Origin of the sequence: Clostridium sp. ATCC 25772, assembly GCF_001573875.1 — a bacterium.
Taxonomy (GTDB): Bacteria; Bacillota; Clostridia; order Clostridiales; family Clostridiaceae; genus Clostridium_J; species Clostridium_J senegalense.
On sequence record NZ_LFRG01000016.1, the window covers coordinates 1 to 18,524 of the forward strand.

General features: G+C 31.0%; 15 protein-coding genes. 13 read left to right on the forward strand and 2 right to left on the reverse strand.

Going from position 1 to position 18,524, the window contains the following annotated elements; translation table 11 throughout:
• The first annotated feature begins 225 nt into the window (after positions 1–225).
• From AZI32_RS08260 to AZI32_RS08300, 9 genes are all read left to right on the forward strand, one after another.
• The gene (locus AZI32_RS08260; RefSeq protein ID WP_061995387.1) at positions 226–420 is read left to right on the forward strand and encodes a hypothetical protein; all 195 of its coding nucleotides are present in this window, start codon (positions 226–228) and stop codon (positions 418–420) included.
• Positions 417–1,103 carry a response regulator transcription factor gene (locus tag AZI32_RS08265; protein WP_061995388.1) on the forward strand — a complete coding sequence of 229 codons (687 nt, stop codon included), beginning with the start codon at positions 417–419 and terminating at the stop codon, positions 1,101–1,103. Before AZI32_RS08260 ends, AZI32_RS08265 begins: the two co-directional genes overlap by 4 nt.
• Positions 1,090–2,079, forward strand: coding sequence for a HAMP domain-containing sensor histidine kinase (locus AZI32_RS08270; RefSeq protein WP_061995389.1), 990 nt, complete (start codon positions 1,090–1,092; stop codon positions 2,077–2,079). The genes AZI32_RS08265 and AZI32_RS08270 overlap by 14 nt, the downstream gene beginning before the upstream one ends.
• Before the next feature lie 82 nt (positions 2,080–2,161).
• On the forward strand, positions 2,162–2,851 hold the full coding sequence (locus AZI32_RS08275) for an ABC transporter ATP-binding protein (protein WP_061995390.1): 690 nt from the start codon (positions 2,162–2,164) through the stop codon (positions 2,849–2,851).
• Positions 2,848–5,394: an ABC transporter permease gene (locus AZI32_RS08280; RefSeq protein WP_061995391.1), complete on the forward strand. Its 2,547-nt coding sequence runs from the start codon at positions 2,848–2,850 to the stop codon at positions 5,392–5,394. The genes AZI32_RS08275 and AZI32_RS08280 overlap by 4 nt, the downstream gene beginning before the upstream one ends.
• Before the next feature lie 627 nt (positions 5,395–6,021).
• Entirely contained in the window at positions 6,022–6,699 is a 678-nt protein-coding gene (locus AZI32_RS08285; RefSeq protein ID WP_061995392.1) for a response regulator transcription factor, read from the forward strand.
• Positions 6,699–7,619 carry a HAMP domain-containing sensor histidine kinase gene (locus tag AZI32_RS08290; protein WP_061995393.1) on the forward strand — a complete coding sequence of 307 codons (921 nt, stop codon included), beginning with the start codon at positions 6,699–6,701 and terminating at the stop codon, positions 7,617–7,619. Before AZI32_RS08285 ends, AZI32_RS08290 begins: the two co-directional genes overlap by 1 nt.
• Positions 7,620–7,719: 100 nt before the next feature.
• Positions 7,720–8,400, forward strand: a complete 681-nt coding sequence (locus AZI32_RS08295) for an ABC transporter ATP-binding protein (RefSeq protein ID WP_061995394.1) — start codon at positions 7,720–7,722, stop codon at positions 8,398–8,400.
• On the forward strand, positions 8,397–10,895 hold the full coding sequence (locus AZI32_RS08300) for an ABC transporter permease (protein WP_061995395.1): 2,499 nt from the start codon (positions 8,397–8,399) through the stop codon (positions 10,893–10,895). The genes AZI32_RS08295 and AZI32_RS08300 overlap by 4 nt, the downstream gene beginning before the upstream one ends.
• A gap of 279 nt (positions 10,896–11,174) precedes the next feature.
• On the opposite strand, the gene AZI32_RS08305 is transcribed toward AZI32_RS08300, so the two are convergent.
• The gene (locus AZI32_RS08305) at positions 11,175–12,461 is read right to left on the reverse strand and encodes a radical SAM protein (protein ID WP_061995396.1); all 1,287 of its coding nucleotides are present in this window, start codon (positions 12,459–12,461) and stop codon (positions 11,175–11,177) included.
• Between the two features lie 620 nt (positions 12,462–13,081).
• Positions 13,082–14,338 (reverse strand): hemolysin family protein, encoded by a 1,257-nt coding sequence (locus tag AZI32_RS08310; protein WP_061995397.1) that lies wholly within the window; start codon positions 14,336–14,338, stop codon positions 13,082–13,084.
• A 471-nt stretch (positions 14,339–14,809) separates the two neighbouring features.
• On the opposite strand from AZI32_RS08310, the gene AZI32_RS08315 reads away from it, so the two are divergent.
• Genes AZI32_RS08315 through bioA form a run of 4 tightly spaced genes read left to right on the forward strand, consistent with a single transcriptional unit; the run spans position 14,810 to position 18,468 of the window.
• Positions 14,810–15,364: a biotin transporter BioY gene (locus AZI32_RS08315; RefSeq protein ID WP_061995398.1), complete on the forward strand. Its 555-nt coding sequence runs from the start codon at positions 14,810–14,812 to the stop codon at positions 15,362–15,364.
• 25 nt (positions 15,365–15,389) lie between these two features.
• Entirely contained in the window at positions 15,390–16,373 is a 984-nt protein-coding gene (bioB, locus tag AZI32_RS08320) for a biotin synthase BioB (protein WP_061995399.1), read from the forward strand.
• A complete protein-coding gene (gene bioD / locus AZI32_RS08325) occupies positions 16,366–17,091 on the forward strand; it encodes a dethiobiotin synthase (RefSeq protein ID WP_061995400.1) in 726 nt (241 codons plus the stop codon). Before bioB ends, bioD begins: the two co-directional genes overlap by 8 nt.
• A 21-nt stretch (positions 17,092–17,112) precedes the next feature.
• Positions 17,113–18,468 carry an adenosylmethionine--8-amino-7-oxononanoate transaminase gene (gene bioA / locus AZI32_RS08330; protein WP_061995401.1) on the forward strand — a complete coding sequence of 452 codons (1,356 nt, stop codon included), beginning with the start codon at positions 17,113–17,115 and terminating at the stop codon, positions 18,466–18,468.
• The last annotated feature ends 56 nt before the right edge of the window (positions 18,469–18,524 follow it).

The window sequence follows — 18,524 nt, forward strand, 5'->3', positions numbered from 1 at the left end:
ATATCTAATAAAACTAATTAGCAAAACTGTACATAAGAATATTGGCACAATCATACAAAAAAATATTGACATTAATACATTGATTATTTTTGTAAGTTTTTTATATCAATTTTCAAGTCTATAACTAAAGTGAAAATCAAGCGTTGGTAGTCTTTATGTTGGTTTATAACTGAAGTTGTATGTTTTTGTAAAAAGAAATATAATGAAATTATGGAGGTGTTATGGGTGGAGTATATAACAACAAAAGAAGTAGACAAAAATTGGGGGATTACAGACAGAATGGTAGTGTACTATTGCTCTGATAGACGGATTAATGAAGCTAAAAAAATAGAAAATACAGGGCTTATTCCTATTGATGTTGAAAAACCGGTTGATGAACGATATAGAGGCAACAAAGTAAAGGCTGGTGAAAATGAATGAAAAGGATATTTTTGGTTGAGGACGATAAAGCAATCGCTAAAAACCTTATGCTTTTACTCCGTTCTGAGGGATTTGCAGTAATTCATGCCTCTACTCGTAGTGAAGCGCTTGTAGCCATTACTGAGAATAAATTTGATTTGGCGTTGATTGATATTTCTTTGCCAGACGGAAATGGTTTTACGGTTTGCACTGAAATCAAAGAAACGGAAGATGTTCCCGTTATCTTTCTTACAGCTTCTGGCGATGAAGCAAGTGTTGTTACTGGGCTGAATATGGGTGCGGACGACTATATCACCAAACCTTTTCGTCCACGTGAATTGATTGCGCGAATTGGAACGGCCCTGCGAAAAAGTGGGCGTTTTGGAACGGATTTTGAGATTCTTGGGCTTCATGTGGATACGGCAAGTGGTATTGTTAAAAAAAATGGTAAAGAGATTTTTCTTTCAGCATTAGAATACCGATTATTGCTGGTGTTTATTAGTAATTCTAAAGGTATTATAACCAGAGGTAAGTTACTTGACGAATTGTGGGATGCTGCAGGAGAGTTTGTCAATGATAATACACTAACCGTGTACATTAAACGTTTGCGAGAAAAGATAGAGAATGATCCAGCAAAACCGCAAATAATTTTAACTGTTCGAGGAATGGGGTATAGATTGGGGGGCGAACATGCTTCGAAATAGAGAATTTAGACAGTTTACCATTTTATTCTCATTAATAGCTGCCATCAATGTGACGTTGGGATTTGCAATAAATGCAGCAGCGGGAATACTTACCATTGTTTCTGTTATTGCATTTGGAACAGCGTTTTTTGTATTTACCAAATCTCGATATAAAAGTATTTCACAAATTTCAGATCAAATCGATTGTGTGCTTCATAATGATGACCATTTGTATATTAGTGAATCGGATGAAGGTGAACTTTCTATTTTACAAAGTGAGATAACAAAAATGACGATGCGTATTAGGGAACAAAATGATGCACTAAAAAAGGAAAAAAAACATCTTGCTGATTCGCTAGCTGACATAGCCCATCAACTTCGTACTCCTCTCACATCTGTAAATCTTATTTTGTCATTGCTTACGAATAACCCCGAGGAAAATGAAAGGAGAGCATTGATTAGGGAAACAGAGGAATTGCTTGTACGTATGGATTGGCTTATCACGTCCCTATTAAAATTATCTCGTTTAGACGCAGGTATTGTAGTGTTTCAATGTGAAAAAATAGATGTAAATAACTTGATATGCGCTGCCGCTCGCCCTTTGCTAATACCAATGGAACTGCACCATATTGATTTGCAAATAAATGTATCTAAAGGTGTGGTTATTCAGGGTGATTCAGGCTGGCTTTCAGAAGCAATTCAAAATATCCTGAAAAATTGTATGGAAAGCGCAGGCGAAAATGGAAAAATTGAGATTATATGTACTGACAATTCACTGTTTACTGAGATTGCTATTCACGACAGTGGTAGGGGATTTGAAAAAGAAGATTTACCATGTTTATTTGACAGATTTTATCGTGGAAAAAACCCAAATGCTACAGGATACGGAATTGGATTGGCTCTTTGTAAGATGATTATAACACGGCAGGGCGGGACGATTACTGCAAAAAATCACCGTCAGGGTGGTGCAATATTTTCTATTCGTTTCCAAAAGTGACGAATCTCTCACTTGAAAGTCACATAGATGTAAGTTGAAGATTCTATTATATAGGTAAACCATTAGAAAGGAGACTCACATAATGGAATTTTTAAAGATTGAAAATTTATGCAAAGTCTATGGCAAGGGTGAAAACCAGGTTACCGCCCTTGATCATGTTTCACTTACTATTAAAAAAGGAGAATTTACAGCAATTATCGGTTCCTCTGGTTCTGGTAAATCCACACTTCTACATGCCATCGCAGGAGTGGATGTACCAACAAGTGGAAAGGTATACTTAGAAGGACAAGATGTATATGGACAGAGCAATGAAAAACTTGCTATTTTCCGCAGGCGTCAGGTTGGATTGATTTATCAGTTTCATAATTTGATACCAACGCTAAATGTAGTGGAAAATATTACTCTACCTATACTTATGGATAAGCGTAAAGTTAATCAGGAAAGACTAAATGACCTGCTGGAGCTACTTGGCTTAACAGAACGAAAAGCACATTTGCCAAACCAACTTTCTGGAGGTCAGCAACAACGTGTTGCCATCGGTCGTGCATTGATGAATGCACCAGCAGTTATGCTTGCTGATGAACCTACTGGTAGCTTAGACAGTAAAAATGGACAGGATATTATTCATTTACTGAAAGAAAGCCATAACAAATATCACCAGACCCTTATCATTGTCACACATGATGAAAATATTGCGCTGCAAGCAGATCGAATCATCTGCATAGCAGATGGAAAAGTAGTACGTGATGAGAGACAGGTGACTCGTTCATGAACATTTTTAATAAAGTTGCATTGCAAGGACTGAAAAAGAGTAGAACAAGAACACTTGTAACTATTATAGGAGTTATTCTATCTGCTGCTATGATAACGGCAGTCATTACCTTTGGTGTTACTTTGCTAAACTATATGAAAAATGGTGCCATATCGAAATATGGTGATTGGCACGTAGCGTTCTTAGACGTTAATTCTTCTTTTGTACAGAAACAGATAGATAATGATGAAGTTGCAAATACCGCAACATTTAAAAATATTGGATATGCAGCACTTGATGGTGGCAAAAATCCTGAAAAACCATATCTTTTTATAGCTGGATTCAGCGAAGAAGCTTTTGATACTTTACCAATAACTCTGGCTTCAGGGAGATTACCTGAAAATAGTGGAGAAATTCTTGTTTCGGGGAAAGTTTCAACAGATGGAGGAGTTAAATTTGCAGTAGGTGATACTCTTTCATTGGCAGTGGGAAGTCGTATGAGTGGAAAAGACAAGCTTGATCAGAGTGCCCCATATACCGACGGAAGTGAAAATCTTATGACACAAGATGAGAGAAACTATAAAGTTGTAGGTATCTGCAGAAGACCTGTCTTTGAGGAGTCTTCAGCACCGGGATACACCTTGATAACCAAAGCAGATGAACAAGTCAAGACGGATAGTTTCAGTATGTTTATCACATTAAAAAATCCCCATAAAGTTCATTCATACATAAGTAGTATTAAAGATCATGCTTATGTTTTGAATGATAATGTGTTGCGTTTTATAGGCATTTCCGACAATAACTTATTCAATATATTTATGTATTCCTTTGGCGGCATTGTGTTGGCAATTATTATGATAGGCTCGATTTTTCTAATCTATAATTCGTTTAATATGTCATTGAACGAACGTATGCAGCAGTTTGGAATTCTTTCATCTGTTGGAGCTACAGAAAAACAACTACGAAATTTGGTGCTGTTTGAAGGACTTTGCATTGGTGCAATTGGCATACCAATTGGAGTTATTGTTGGTATAAGCAGTATTAGTGTTGTAATTTCTGTTGTTGCTAAAAAATTTGCAAGTGTTCTCTATCTCAACACCCCTTTGACTTTGACGTTGTCTACAACTGCAATAATTGTTGCAGCAGTGGTAAGCATGGTTACCATTTTGATTTCAGCCTACATTCCAGCAAGAAAAGCTTCTAGCACACCGGTAATGGAATGTATTCGACAAACAAATGAGGTGAAAATTGAATCTAAAGCTGTTAAAACATCAAATCTCATACAACGCATTTGTGGTTTGGAAGGAACCCTTGCATTGAAAAACTTTAAAAGAAATAAAAAACGCTATCGCAGCATAGTACTATCACTTATTTTAAGTATAGTGTTGTTTATATCTACAAGTGTTTTGGTAGTTGATCTGAAACAAATGTCAAATCAGACGTTAGAGTTTACTGAACATGATATCATTTTTTCCACACAGAACATGAAGGATAGCGAAATGCTACAGCTCTACGATAAGTTTAAAACTGCTAATGGTGTTTATGAAGGATTATATCAAGAATGTATAACCTATTCATCCATTGTTAAAACAAGTGAGCTTACAAAGGATTACTTGAAGTATAAAGGTTCGTATTCTCAGTATGAAACGGCGAATCTACCAGTAAATATGCAGTTTCTTGATGACAGTACTTACCTGAATATTATCAAAGATCAAGGTTTACCTACAGAAGAATATACTGGGAAAAATGCAAAAATGATTGCTGTTTCTATGATTGAGGGGGTGGATGATACTATTGATATCTTCAAGAGTTCTTCTACTAATGTTACTTTAATTCCTGAAATTAAGGACCAGTCGAAGATGGTAGAGGGGCAAAACGTTGATATTACATTTGTCAAAATTGTACCACCTGATTGCCCCCCAAGGGATATAAGTTCAGAGATTAAGCAAACTTCCTTTATGGTGTTGGCTCCTTATTCGATGAAAAATGAATTTGCATCTTCTGATATTTCTACAGGAATAAAAAGTATGAGCTTTAAATCAAAGAATCCTACTCAGTCAGTTGCAGAAATGGAAAAAATCATCATGAGTGAGGGGGTTACATCCCAGTATAATCTATATAATATGTATGGATTAATGGATGATAATCGCAATTATATCTTCATTGCTAATGTGTTTGCGTATACTTTTATCAGTATGATATCACTAATTACGGTGGCAAATGTGTTCAACACAATTTCCACAAACATTAAGTTGCGTCGTCGAGAGCTTGCTATGCTTCGATCTGTGGGAATGTCTGAGCATGATTTTCAGAAGATGATGAATTTTGAGTGTATATTTTATGGGGCGAGAGCGTTACTATTTGGACTTCCTATAGCTATAATTACTTCATGGTTAATTCATAAAGTAATGGTAACAGACGATATCGATTTTGTGGTTCCGTGGGGCAGCATTGGAATCAGTGTGTTTGGTGTTTTATTTATCGTGTTTATTACAATGCTATACACTATTAATAAGATAAAAAAAGAAAATATTATTGATGCACTTCGAGATGATATGTCTTGATAATATATATTAATTTAATAAAAAATCAAAAAACATCTATTCCAGTTGTTGACGATTTTCTCAAAATGTACTTTATATCTAAAAATATAGAATTTATACTACACAAATAAAGTAAATTAGTGCGTAACTGTGGTAATGAAAAACTGCAGTTGTGGCAGATGACTTTTTTGGCCCCAATGGGGCTATGCGGCGGTTTTGAAATAATAATCAAAACCGCCGTTTCCCTTTTTCAAAATTAAAATATAGAAAGTGTAGAAAGGTAATTTTTTAAGCTATTAAAAAAGAATTTAGAAGTTTATTATATACAAGCTTAATAAAGAATTCATATCTTCTATATATTTTTTATAAAAGTGTTGGAGTTTGTGTAATTAAAATGAAATCTAAAAATTAAGTTAGAGGAATATGTAAAATATTGTAGAATTCATATAAATGTAAATAAACTTTGAATTTAAAATCAATAAAGATATAGTTTAATGATGATAGATTTATTACAATACTAAGAAGACAATTTTTAAATGATAAAAAAACTAAAGTTAGTATTGAATTTTTATAAAATAGGAAATTATATTTTTATACTATAGTAATAGGGAAAACCTAATGAGAATTAGTTAAGGGAGACAACCATAAATGAAACGAATATTAATTATTGAAGATGATTTGTCCTTAGCGAAGGGGATAGCGCTCGCTTTAAAAGACAGTGAATTTACATTTGTACAAGTACAGGATTTGTATTCTGCGTGGCGAGAAACTGAAAACAATACTTTTGATCTTATTATTCTTGACATCAACTTGCCTGATGGAAATGGATTGGATTTCTTAAAAGAGTTAAGGAGGGAATCAGCTGTTCCGGTAATAATTCTTACTGCAAATGATTTGGAAATAGATGTGGTTACAGGTCTTGAGTTAGGAGCAGACGATTATATAACCAAGCCTTTTAGTTTGATGATTCTAAGGGCAAGGGTAGGTGCTAGACTTCGAAGTAATGCACCTGCTATTGTTGATTCAATATCAATTAATGAATTTCAATTCTCTTTTACAAGAATGGAGTTTTTAAAAAATAACATTTTCATTGAATTGAGCAAAACTGAACAAAAATTATTACGTATTTTACTTGAAAATAGAGGACATACCCTTACAAGGGCGCAATTGGTGGATGCCGTATGGACGGATGATGCTGTATATGTAGATGAAAATGCCCTGTCAGTTGCAGTTAAGCGATTACGTGATAAATTAGAAGACACACCTTCTTCACCTGTATATATTAAAACAGTATACGGCATTGGTTATACTTGGTCGGTAATGTGATGGACAAGTATTTTTTTATAATAGGAATCTTTTTAGTTATTTCAATATTTCCTGTAATTTTCATCATCCTTCTATATCGTAGGAAAATGCGTCGGGTTATGAATTCCTTGACAACTATGTTAGATAATGCCATAGATGGAGATTTCATTGAAAATACCTTTGATGAATCTGTATTGTCAGCTATAGAGGCAAAAATGTCTCATTTTTTATCATCTTGTGCTGTATCTTCAAAAAATATGACTATAGAAAAAGAAAATATCAAGCATCTGATTTCTGACATATCCCATCAAATCAAAACACCAGTTGCAAATATACTTCTTTATTCACAGATTCTTATGGAACATGATTTGCCAGAAGAAAGTACTGTATGCGCAAAAGCACTAGCTACTCAGGCCGAAAAACTTGATTTTCTAATACTAGCCTTAATGAAAATTTCTCGTCTAGAAAGTGGGATTATTACTGTAAATCCTCAAAAGGGTACCATGAAGGCGTTAATCGATGCTGTTATTGCACAAATTCTGTCTAAAGCAGAAGAAAAAGATATTATAATTGAAACTGAGTTAGCAAATGGTACGGTTTATTATGATCCAAAATGGACTGTTGAATCAATTTATAATGTCTTGGATAACGCAGTTAAATATTCTCCTAGAAAAAGCAACATCAAAATTTGTACTGTATCATATGATTTGTTTTTTCGGATTGATATTATAGATAAAGGGATTGGTATAGCAACAGATGAAAAGGAAAAAATATTTACACGATTTTACCGTTCTGCAAAGGTACGTGAGTATGAAGGTGTGGGACTAGGATTGTTTCTGACACGAGAAATTATATCTAGCGGAGGAGGTTATATTAAGGTATCTGGAACAAAAGGAGGCGGTTCTACCTTTTCTATTTTTCTACCAACAGAGAAAAGATAAATCTTTCAAAACTGATAGATTTCAGAAAGAATGTGGAAAGAAAATTTTGTTATTATTTTTGTATAACAAAAATTTTGATGTAAATTTTGGGGAGGACACTATGAAAACCATATTAGAAACGACAAACTTAAAAAAATATTATGGGAGTGGAGAAATGGCTGTGCGTGCGCTGGATGGTGTTAGTCTTTCTGTAGAAAACGGTGAATTTATCGCAGTAATAGGGGTATCAGGTAGTGGGAAATCTACACTTCTTCACATGCTAGGCGGTCTTGACCGTCCAACTAGTGGAAATGTAATGGTAGATGGCAAAGAAATTTTAAAAATGAAAGAGGAAGAATTGACAATTTTCCGACGCCGTAAAATTGGCTTTGTATTTCAGCGTTTTAACCTTATGCCTATGCTAAATATTTATGAAAATATTGTATTACCTATACAGTTAGATGGTAACAAGCCTGACAAAAGTTATGTAAATAAAGTTATTAAGGTGCTAGGCCTTGAGAACAAACTAGAAAATTTACCAAATCAACTTTCTGGTGGACAGCAGCAACGGGTTGCTATTGCAAGAGCATTGGCAACAAAACCAGCTATTGTACTTGCTGATGAACCTACTGGCAATTTAGATAGCAAGACCAGTCAGGATGTGATAGGGCTTTTAAAAGTGACAGGAAAAAAATTCAATCAGACTATTGTTATGATTACTCATAGTGAAGAACTTGCACAGCTTGCAGACCGTATTATTCGTATAGAAGATGGAAAAATATCAGGTGGTGATACCATATGATTCGAGTGAAAAACAGAAAGATAATTTGCAAATTGGCAGTTAAGAATTTTAACTCTGCCCAAACACGCAACATTATAGCTGTCTTTGCAATTGCACTAACTTCACTTTTATTTACCGGTATGTTTACTATGGGGTTTGGTATGGTAAAAAGTATACAGCGTGCTGACATGATAATGTCTGGTGGTGATGGACAAGCGCGTATAAATTATATGACTGAATCAGAGTATGACAATATAAGCAGTCATTCTTTGATAAAGGAAATTGCCTATTGTCGCAAACTTGCTGACAGCGTAGATAATCAATCACTTATGAAGCGATACACAGAGTTTTGGTATTATGATGATCTTGGTTTGAAATATGCGTTTGTTGAGCCTACAATTGGGCATAAACCTCAGACAGAAAAAGAGATTATCACCGATACGACAACACTAGAAATGCTTGGTATCCCACAAAAATTGGGAACTCATATAAAACTAGAGTTTACTATCCACAATAAAAAAGTTGCACGGGATTTCATACTTGCCGGTTGGTGGAAGAGTTATCCAGGTGTGAGGAATGGTACCATTATTGCATCTAAGGCTTATGTTAATGCTCATTTGGATGAATTGAAAAGCACCTACCGCCAAGATCGGGAAGAAACTGGAACCATCGCTGGAATTATAAAATTTAAAGATGAGCAAAACATTGAAAAAGACCTGGAGAAGGTAGTGAAAGATAGCGGATTTTCTATGGATTTAAATGCACAAAATTATATAAATACAGGAATAAATCCACGATATTTGTCCAAGCATACAACAGTGGGGATTGGAACAGCTGGTGCACTATCTTGTGCATTATTGTTAGTTGTATTCACAGGATATCTAATCATCTATAATATTTTTCAAATTTCTGTTTTACATGATATGCACTTTTATGGGTTATTGAAAACTATTGGTACCACAGGACGTCAACTTTATGGAATCATTAACCGACAGGCATTTATGCTTTCATTACTTGGCATTCCTTTGGGGCTTTGTGGCGGTTTTTTAATGGGTAAGGCATTGCTACCAACGTTACTGATACAATCTAGTTTTAAGGGGAATACAGTAATTGTATCGCCTAATCCTTTTATTTTTATGTTGGCATCTATATTTACACTAATCACCGTATTTATAAGCGTTCGAAAGCCAGCAAAAATGGCGGCAGAAGTATCCCCAATGGAAGCTGTTTCCTATACTGATTACAATTTTAACAATGGTAAGAAAAAAAAGAAGAAGACAAGGAATGGAAATCCTCAAAAAAGGATGGCATGGGCCAATCTTGGACGAAATAAGAAACGTACTGTGCTAGTTATTATAAGTCTTTCGCTTAGCATAGTGCTAACTAACACAGTTTTTAATTTTTCGCAGAGCGTAGATCCAGAGAATGCTCTCAAAAATGCCAATACTTCAGATTTTTGCATCGGTAATACCGACTTGTTTTTTCAGTACAAAGTTAATGCAGAAAGTGCCCTTAGCGAAAGTTTTATAACTGCTGTAGAACAACATGATGGATTTAAAACCGGTGGTCGCCAATACGGCTGTAGAGCTACATACACAAGCAAAACCACTAAACAAACTTGCAGCAATCAGCAGAAAGACGGTTCATTTCCTACACATATATATGGTATGGATGAATTTCCATTTTCCCGTATGAAATTAGTAGATGGTGAAATAGATATAGAGAAACTTGCAACAGGGAAGTACATCTTAGAGGGGGCTTGGGTAGATTCCCGCGGTCATATGGACATGAAAAGTATGAATCATAGTATTGGAGATAAGTTGGAATTGAATTATAATGGTAATATTCATGAAGTAACTGTACTTGGACATGTTATTGCAAACGAGGGAAATACTTATGATTGGGTGGACTCCTGCTTTTTTCTTCCAGTGGAGGGTTATAAAGAAGTTACTGGCAATACCTATACTATGAGTTATGTTTTTGATGCTACAGAAGATAAAGAAGCTGATATGGAGGAATTTCTAAAAAATTATACGAATAGTGTTGAACCAACAATGAGTTATAAGTCTAAACTCAATACCTTAGCAGGTGTTACAGATATTAAGAATACAATCATATTGATTGGAGGCACTATTGCATTCATTATTGGAATAATTGGTATTTTGAATTTTATCAATACCATTTTAACTAGTATTTTGGTTCGTCGCAAAGAACTTGCAATACTACAAAGTATCGGTATGACCAAAAGGCAGCTTGTTGAAATGCTATGTTTAGAAGGATGTTATTATGTCATATTTACTTTGGTAATTTCTATCTTATTGAGCATAGGAAGTTCACTATTTATAGTGAGACCACTATGCAATCAAATTTGGTTTTTAAACTTCAAATTTAATTTTTTATCACTGGTAATCATTTTTCCAATATTATTTGTCTTAGGTTTGTTGATTCCATATGTTGCATATCACTTTATGGGTAAAAAAAGTATTGTAGAACTTTTGAGGGTTGATGGATTATAAAATTATTAAAAAATGTATATTTAGAATAATCATGATATAGAATTAATCGTTTTGTTACATGTAAAAATGTAGTGTTTATAAAAGAATAAATTTAAATAAATAATAAGATTTTGATTTTTATAATAGTAGTATAAATCTATAAATTTTTTATTTGTTTAAAACAAGAGAGGATAATATGTTTAAATTATAGTTCAAAAATTTATTTATATTAAAAAAAGTTATCACCAAATTTATTATATATTTAAGATTGTATAATAAATTTGGTGATTAATTTGTTGTTTATGAACATTCTTCAGTTTCATTTTCCCAAAGTTTATAGTATTTTTTTAAATATATATCCATAGCTTGAGTTTGGGGTGCACAGATAGGTTTATTATTATTATCTATTCTTTTTATTGGACATCCACCGTGACACATAGGTAAATATGAACATTCCTCACATTCCTTAGGCCAGAAATCTTTCAAATATTGTTGACAGCGCTCACAATTATCACATAGATTATCAACTGTACCAATAGTTAAATCTTTTTGTCCTATTTCTTCCCAACACTTATACACTTCTCCTTCAGGTCCAATTACATAAGAATCTTTACAAAGTGCTCCACAAGCAAAACTTAAAGGAACTGGATAAAATTTTTCAACTTTATCATCAATCATATAATCTTCGTATATATCTCTATAAAACTTATAATAGGCATCTAATGTAAGGGCAGAATCACATCCAGATACTGGAGCTAGAGTGATTGAAATTTTTTTGTTACTTTTATAATTTAAATCATTATATAAGTAAGATAGTAAATCTTTAATTTCATATTTATTATTATTATCAATGTTTATCCTGATTACTATAGCAAAATATGTACAGGCAACATTTATATTTTTAAAAATAGTTTTAAAACTATTATAACCATTTAAAGCAATTCTTCTTTTATTATTAGTTTCCTCAAAACCATCTAAGGTTACTTGTCCATCTCTAACTTTCATTTCTTGTAAAAATTTAGCGTTTTCCTCTGTGAGAAGTAATCCATTTGTAATTATGGATGCATGGTAGTCTATTTTATTTTCAATACAATGTTTTGTTATAGGTTCAGTTATATATTTAATAATATCCTTATTTAATAATGGTTCTCCACCGGTCCAAGTAATTAGTAACTTTTTAAATTGGTTTGTGGATAATTTATTTAATATAAATGCTATTATTTTATCTGCAGTAGTTTCAGTTAAATATTTTTTATTTTTATGCTCAAAGCAATAAGGGCAAGCCATATTGCAATCTAGTGTTGTCGCTATTGTAATTGATAAAGATTCATTTGCTAAGCGTGCATGTTGAGTTGATTCAACTAAATCTTCAATTTCATCTGAATCTATATTAACTATAAATCCTAAATCAATTAAGTTTTCTACAACTTCGTCATCATATTCATTAATTTTATTTATATCCGTTAAAAAATTTTGAGTTTCTTTATCTAAAACAACAAATGAACATTCTCTTGAATTAAATAAAATAAGTTCATCGCTATTGTCTACTGGCACTACTATATTGAATCGAGAGATTTTATAATCCATAAATAAGCTCCTTCCTTATAAGAACTAAAGATATTAAAATGTTAATTGGATTTATATAAAATTAATTATAAAAAAGTGTACTTGGAATCTTATAATAATAAATTTAACCCACCGGCGTTAACCGGTGGTAAGTATGTCATTATTAATAGTTGTAAAAAACTACAGTCCGTATCTTGGGCATGGTGCATGTTCTGGTAATGGATAATAGCATTTTATATTAGCAGATTTATTTTTCCTTCTAATTATTTTCATAGGAGTTCCCCCTTTCTTAAATTATTTATAAACTACTTAATTTAAACTAAGACTACTTAAATTAAAGTTAGTAAATGATGTTTAATATTTAGTGATTTTGATAATAAGTATATCTAAGTTTTTAATAAGTAGAAGAAAACAGTATTTGCAATATTTAATTTATCCAAATTATACCAACTAATAAAAGATATTACAATTAACAAATTGTAAAAATATAGAAAAAATTTATTTTATATTATGACAAAATTCAAGAATAGTATAAATGTATTAAGCCTAATTAAACAAATTTCTAATAAATTTTTGTAGAATTATAAGTAAGAAATATCAAAATAATATAAGAATAAAAATAATAAAACATCCTAAAAATATTAAATTTTAGGATGTTTTATTATTTTTATTAAGGAAATTCTAGTTCTATCAATTTTATCAATAATAAAAGTTAAGTCCTTCACTTCTATCATATCTCCTTCTTGAGGAATCCAACCAAATTCGCCGATTATGTAACCACCTATAGTATCAAAATCTTCAGATTCAATAGATGAACCTAGAATTTCGTTAACTTCAGAAAGTTTAGTAAACCCATCAACTAAAAATTCATGTTCATTTATTATTTCTATATTTTTAGTGTGTTCATCATATTCATCATCTAAATCGCCAACAATTTCTTCTACTAAATCTTCAATTGATATAAGACCTGCTGTTCCTCCATATTCATCTAGAACAATTGAAAGAGAAACTCTTTTTTTTCTCATATCTGAAAAAAGTTCAGAAATAGGTTTATATTCATAAGTAAAGTAAGGTGTTCTTAAATGTTTTTTAATATCAAAGTTATCATTATCAATATTATGAAAAATTAAATCTTTTAGATGTAGTATACCTACAATTTCATCAACATTATTTTCATATACAGGTATACGTGAAAAATGTTCTTCTTTGAATAATTCCATTATATCTTCATATGGAGTACATAATTGAATAGCTATTATATTAGTTCTTTGTGTCATAATATCTTTTACTTGTAAATCCGTAAATTCAAAAACATTATGAATCATAGCTTTTTCTTCAATCTCTAATATGCCTTCTTCATGTCCAACATTAACTAAGGTTTTTAATTCATCTTCAGTTATAAAAGGTTTCTTAGAATTATTTTTACTTCCTAGTAATTTTAGTATAAGTTCAGTTAACTTATTAAAAATAATTATTATAGGGTTTAAAATAATTATAGTTAAAGATATTATTTTACATACTTTTAATGAAATTTTTTCAGGGTCATTTGCAGCAAAAGATTTTGGGGTAATCTCACCAAAAATTAATACAAGAATAGTCATTATTCCTGTTGCAATACCAACTCCTGCGCTACTAAAATAATCAATTGCAATTACTGTGGCTAATGAAGATGCACCAATGTTTACTATGTTATTACCTATCAGTATAGCACTTAACAATTTGTTTGGATTGTCAATTAAATTACTTACAATATCTGCATTTTTTATATTTTGATCAACTAAGTATCGAACCCGTAATTTACTTAAAGACATTAGTGCAGTTTCAGATGCTGAAAAGAAAGATGATAATGCTAAAAGAAAAAACAATATAATTATTTTTCCACTATTATTTATATTCATAGTAAATACCTCGTTTAAAAATTTATTGCTTTAAAATATTATCTGTAATATGTAAGTTTTTAATCCATAATTGGCTATGAAAATTAAAATTATATTTAATAAAATATATAAAATAAATTAACCTAAAATACAATAAATATATTTGCTTTAAAAAAAATATTTCTAATATAAAAGCTATAATAAATTATAAAAAAAAGTAGCTTTAGGTGAATTAATAGCAGCATTTATTTTATCAACTAGTGTAACTTGTTATACATATGAGATTATGGGAATATGTGGAGAATGTGATGAAGAAATGCATCTTGATAGATCACACTTATATAGATATATATAAATAGTTACTTTAAGTTAGTAAAAGACAATTTCTATTAAAATACTTTCAAAGCTTATTGTAAACTGAATTAAATATTTAAGTTGACAATAAGCTATATATTTATTATTATTAAATAAAAAATATATGGGGGTAATTATTTGAAAAACACACAAAAATTAATTTTAGTTGCTATGTTTGCAGCTTTAACAGCGGTGGGGGCCTTTATTAAAGTTCCTATACCGTATGTTCCTTTTACTCTTCAATATATGTTTTGTGCATTAGCTGGTATAGTATTAGGTTCACGATTAGGTGCTTTATCACAAATGATATACATAAGTATTGGACTTATTGGTATACCAGTGTTCACTGAAGGCGGAGGGATTAATTACATATTTAAACCTACATTTGGATATCTCATAGGATTTATAATAGCAGCCTATGTTATAGGAAAAATAAGAGAAAAGACCACAAAAATAAACTTATCAAAAGTAGTGTTCATGTTGACTTCAGGGCTGCTTTTTATATACCTATTAGGTGTTCCGTATTTGTATGTTATTTCTAATTTATATCAAGAAAAAAATATTTCTTTTTACTTTGCTTTTTTTTATGGATTTATAGTATGCATACCTGGGGATTTGATATTAACATTATTTATAGCACATATTTCAATAAAATTATTGCCTATGTTAAAAATAGGTGGATATATAGATTAATCAAACATTAAAAGGGGATTAAAGTATGAAAAAATTTATTAAAAACTTAGAAGCAAAGGTTTTAGCAATGCAATTTATAAGTATTGAAGAGGCTATGAAGTTAACATATATTAAAAAAAATTGTGATATAGATCAATTGTGCAACAGTGCTGATAACATCCGAGAATTTTTTTGTGGTAGTAAAGTAGATTTGTGTACTATTAAGAATGCAAAGTCTGGATATTGCTCTGAAGATTGTAAGTTTTGTGCTCAATCAATTCACTATATGACAAATGCAGAAGTATATGGATTAGTTTCGCAAAAAGAAGTTTTAAAGTTGGCAAATGAAAATGAGAAAGAAGGAGTAAATAAGTTTTCTTTGATAACTAGTGGTAGAGGAATTAATGATAATGACTTTGAAAAAATTTTAGAGATATATAAAGAATTAAATAAAAAAGTGAAAATAAATTTATGCGCTTCATTAGGAATAATAAAGTATGATAAATTGTGTAGGTTAAAAGAAGTAGGGGTAACTATGTATCATCACAATTTGGAAACTAGTAGAAATTACTATGAAAATGTATGTACAACGCATAGTTATGATGAAAGAATAAGCACTATAAATGCAGCTAAAGAAGCTGGAATGGATATTTGTGCAGGTGGGATTATCGGGCTTGGAGAAAATTTATATGATAGAGTTAACCTTGCATTTCAATTAAGAGATTTAAACGTTAAATCTATTCCTATAAATATACTTAATCCAGTGAAAGGCACACCCTTAGAAAATACAGTCAACTTAACTCAAAATGAGATATTAAAGACAGTAGCAATATTTAGATTTATAAATCCTACAGCGTTTATAAGGCTTGCAGGAGGAAGAAACCTTATAAATAAAAGTGGTGAAAAATGTTTTAATTCAGGTGCAAATGCAACAATTACAGGAAATTATTTAACAACATCAGGTAATAAAATATGTGATGATAAAAAAATGATAACTGAATTGAATTTAGAGGTAAGAGAGAATGACTAAAGGAATATTTGTAGTTGGTACAGATACTGATGTAGGAAAAACTATTGTTACGGCAGGAATTATATATATTTTAAGAAAGAATGGTTATAATGCTATTTATTTTAAAGCAGCATTAAGTGGAGCATTAAAAATAGATGGAGAGCTTATTCCAGGAGATACAAAGCTTGTAAGTGAAGTAAGCAATTTAGAAGAACCTTATGAAAATATTACACCTTACATTTATAAATCAGCTGTATCACCGCATTTAGCGGCAAAAATAGAAAATAATCTTATAGATTTAAATAAGATAAGAAAAAAGTATAATTATTTAAAAGAAAAATATGATTACATAATTGCAGAAGGAAGTGGTGGCATAATCTGTCCACTAATAGATGGTGGAAGAGGAGTATATATTCTTAAAGATCTTATCAATGATTTAGGTATGAGTACTATTATTATAGCAAATGCAGGACTTGGAACAATAAATCATACAGTTTTAACTGTTAAATATCTACAGTCATTAAATATTAAAATTAATGGGATTATAATAAACAATTATGAGAATAATGCGATTTGTAATGACAATATTAAAATGATAGAAAAGCTTACGGGAGTTTCTATTATAGGTAAACTAAGTAAAATAGAAAATTTACAAGTTAATGTTGTTGATAGAATAAGGAATAATGCAGATAAAGACTTGAAACTAGAAAATATAATCAAATGTATGGACTTTTTATAATAGATAAAGCGAGGTGGTATTATGAATGAGTATGTAAAAAAAGATTTAAGATATATATGGCATCCCTGTTCTCAAATGAAAGATTATGAGGAACTTAATCCAATTGTTATTGAAAAAGGTGAGGGAGCTTGGCTTTATGATATTGATGGAAAAAAGTATTTAGATTGTATATCATCTTGGTGGACAAATACTTTAGGACATAGTAATAAAAGAATCAATGAGGCTATAAAAAATCAGATAGATAATATTGAACATGTTATATTTGCTAACTTTTCTAATAAACCAGCTATAGAGTTAGCAGAAAAATTGGTAAATATAACTCCAGACAAGCTTAATAAAGTATTTTTTTCTGATAATGGATCTTCCGCTGTAGAAATAGCTTTAAAAATGAGTTTTCATTATAATATGCAAATTGGAAATATAAAAAAGAAAAAATTTTTAGCTCTAAGTAATGCATATCATGGTGAAACATTAGGAGCGTTATCAGTTTGTGATATAGATGAATTTAATATGGTGTATAAGCCACTTCTTTTAGATACCATAAGAGTAGAGGGGCCAGATTGCTATAGATGTAAGTATGGTTTAAATAGAGAAAGCTGTAATGCAGAATGCTTTGAATTTATTGAACGATGTATAATAAAAAATAATGAAGAACTAAGTGCTTTAATAATTGAACCTATGGTTCAAGGAGCTGCAGGTATGAAAATTTATTCACCAATATATTTAAAGAAACTTAGAGAAGTTTGCTATAAATACAAAATACACTTTATTGCAGATGAAATTGCTATGGGATTTGGTAGAACCGGTGAAATGTTTGCCTGCAATCATGCAAATATAAGTCCAGATTTTATGTGCCTTTCAAAGGGGATTTCTGCTGGATATATGCCTATGTCAGTAATTATAACTACTGATGAAGTATATGATTGTTTTTATGGCAATTATAATGAAAAAAAATCATTTTTACATAGCCATACATATGCAGGTAATGCCATGGCATGTGCAATTGCACTAGAAAATATTAAAATATTTGAAGAGGATGAAATAATAAAACTTAATAAAGAAAAAGGAAAACTTATAAAAGAACTATCATTAAAAAGAGCCCAGTCATCAAAACATATAGGCGAGGTAAGAAGTATAGGAATGATAACAGCTGTCGAGATAGTAAAAGACAAAGATACTAAACAACTTTATCCTTGCAACATGAGGGTAGGCTATGAAATTTACAAAATTGCCCTTAAAAAAGGATTGTTGTTAAGACCTATAGGAAGTGTTTTATATTTTATTCCACCATATATTATTAGTAAAGAAGAAATAGAATTTATGGTAGATACATGTTTTAACAGTATAGATGAGTATTTTAAGAAAAATTTATATTAATATAATGTTTCGAGCCAATAACCATATATATGTAGATATTATCAAAATAAAATAAC

Excerpts from the sequence above, each read along its gene's own strand:
- AZI32_RS08265 (WP_061995388.1), top strand. The coding sequence starts at position 417 with ATGAAAAGGATATTTTTGGTTGAGGACGATAAAGCAATCGCTAAAAAC.
- AZI32_RS08275 (WP_061995390.1), top strand. The coding sequence starts at position 2,162 with ATGGAATTTTTAAAGATTGAAAATTTATGCAAAGTCTATGGCAAGGGT.
- bioD (WP_061995400.1), top strand. The coding sequence starts at position 16,366 with ATGACTAAAGGAATATTTGTAGTTGGTACAGATACTGATGTAGGAAAA.
- AZI32_RS08270 (WP_061995389.1), top strand. The coding sequence starts at position 1,090 with ATGCTTCGAAATAGAGAATTTAGACAGTTTACCATTTTATTCTCATTA.
- AZI32_RS08295 (WP_061995394.1), top strand. The coding sequence starts at position 7,720 with ATGAAAACCATATTAGAAACGACAAACTTAAAAAAATATTATGGGAGT.
- AZI32_RS08310 (WP_061995397.1), bottom strand. The coding sequence starts at position 14,338 with ATGAATATAAATAATAGTGGAAAAATAATTATATTGTTTTTTCTTTTA.
- AZI32_RS08280 (WP_061995391.1), top strand. The coding sequence starts at position 2,848 with ATGAACATTTTTAATAAAGTTGCATTGCAAGGACTGAAAAAGAGTAGA.
- AZI32_RS08300 (WP_061995395.1), top strand. The coding sequence starts at position 8,397 with ATGATTCGAGTGAAAAACAGAAAGATAATTTGCAAATTGGCAGTTAAG.
- AZI32_RS08285 (WP_061995392.1), top strand. The coding sequence starts at position 6,022 with ATGAAACGAATATTAATTATTGAAGATGATTTGTCCTTAGCGAAGGGG.
- bioA (WP_061995401.1), top strand. The coding sequence starts at position 17,113 with ATGAATGAGTATGTAAAAAAAGATTTAAGATATATATGGCATCCCTGT.
- AZI32_RS08305 (WP_061995396.1), bottom strand. The coding sequence starts at position 12,461 with ATGGATTATAAAATCTCTCGATTCAATATAGTAGTGCCAGTAGACAAT.
- AZI32_RS08290 (WP_061995393.1), top strand. The coding sequence starts at position 6,699 with ATGGACAAGTATTTTTTTATAATAGGAATCTTTTTAGTTATTTCAATA.
- bioB (WP_061995399.1), top strand. The coding sequence starts at position 15,390 with ATGAAAAAATTTATTAAAAACTTAGAAGCAAAGGTTTTAGCAATGCAA.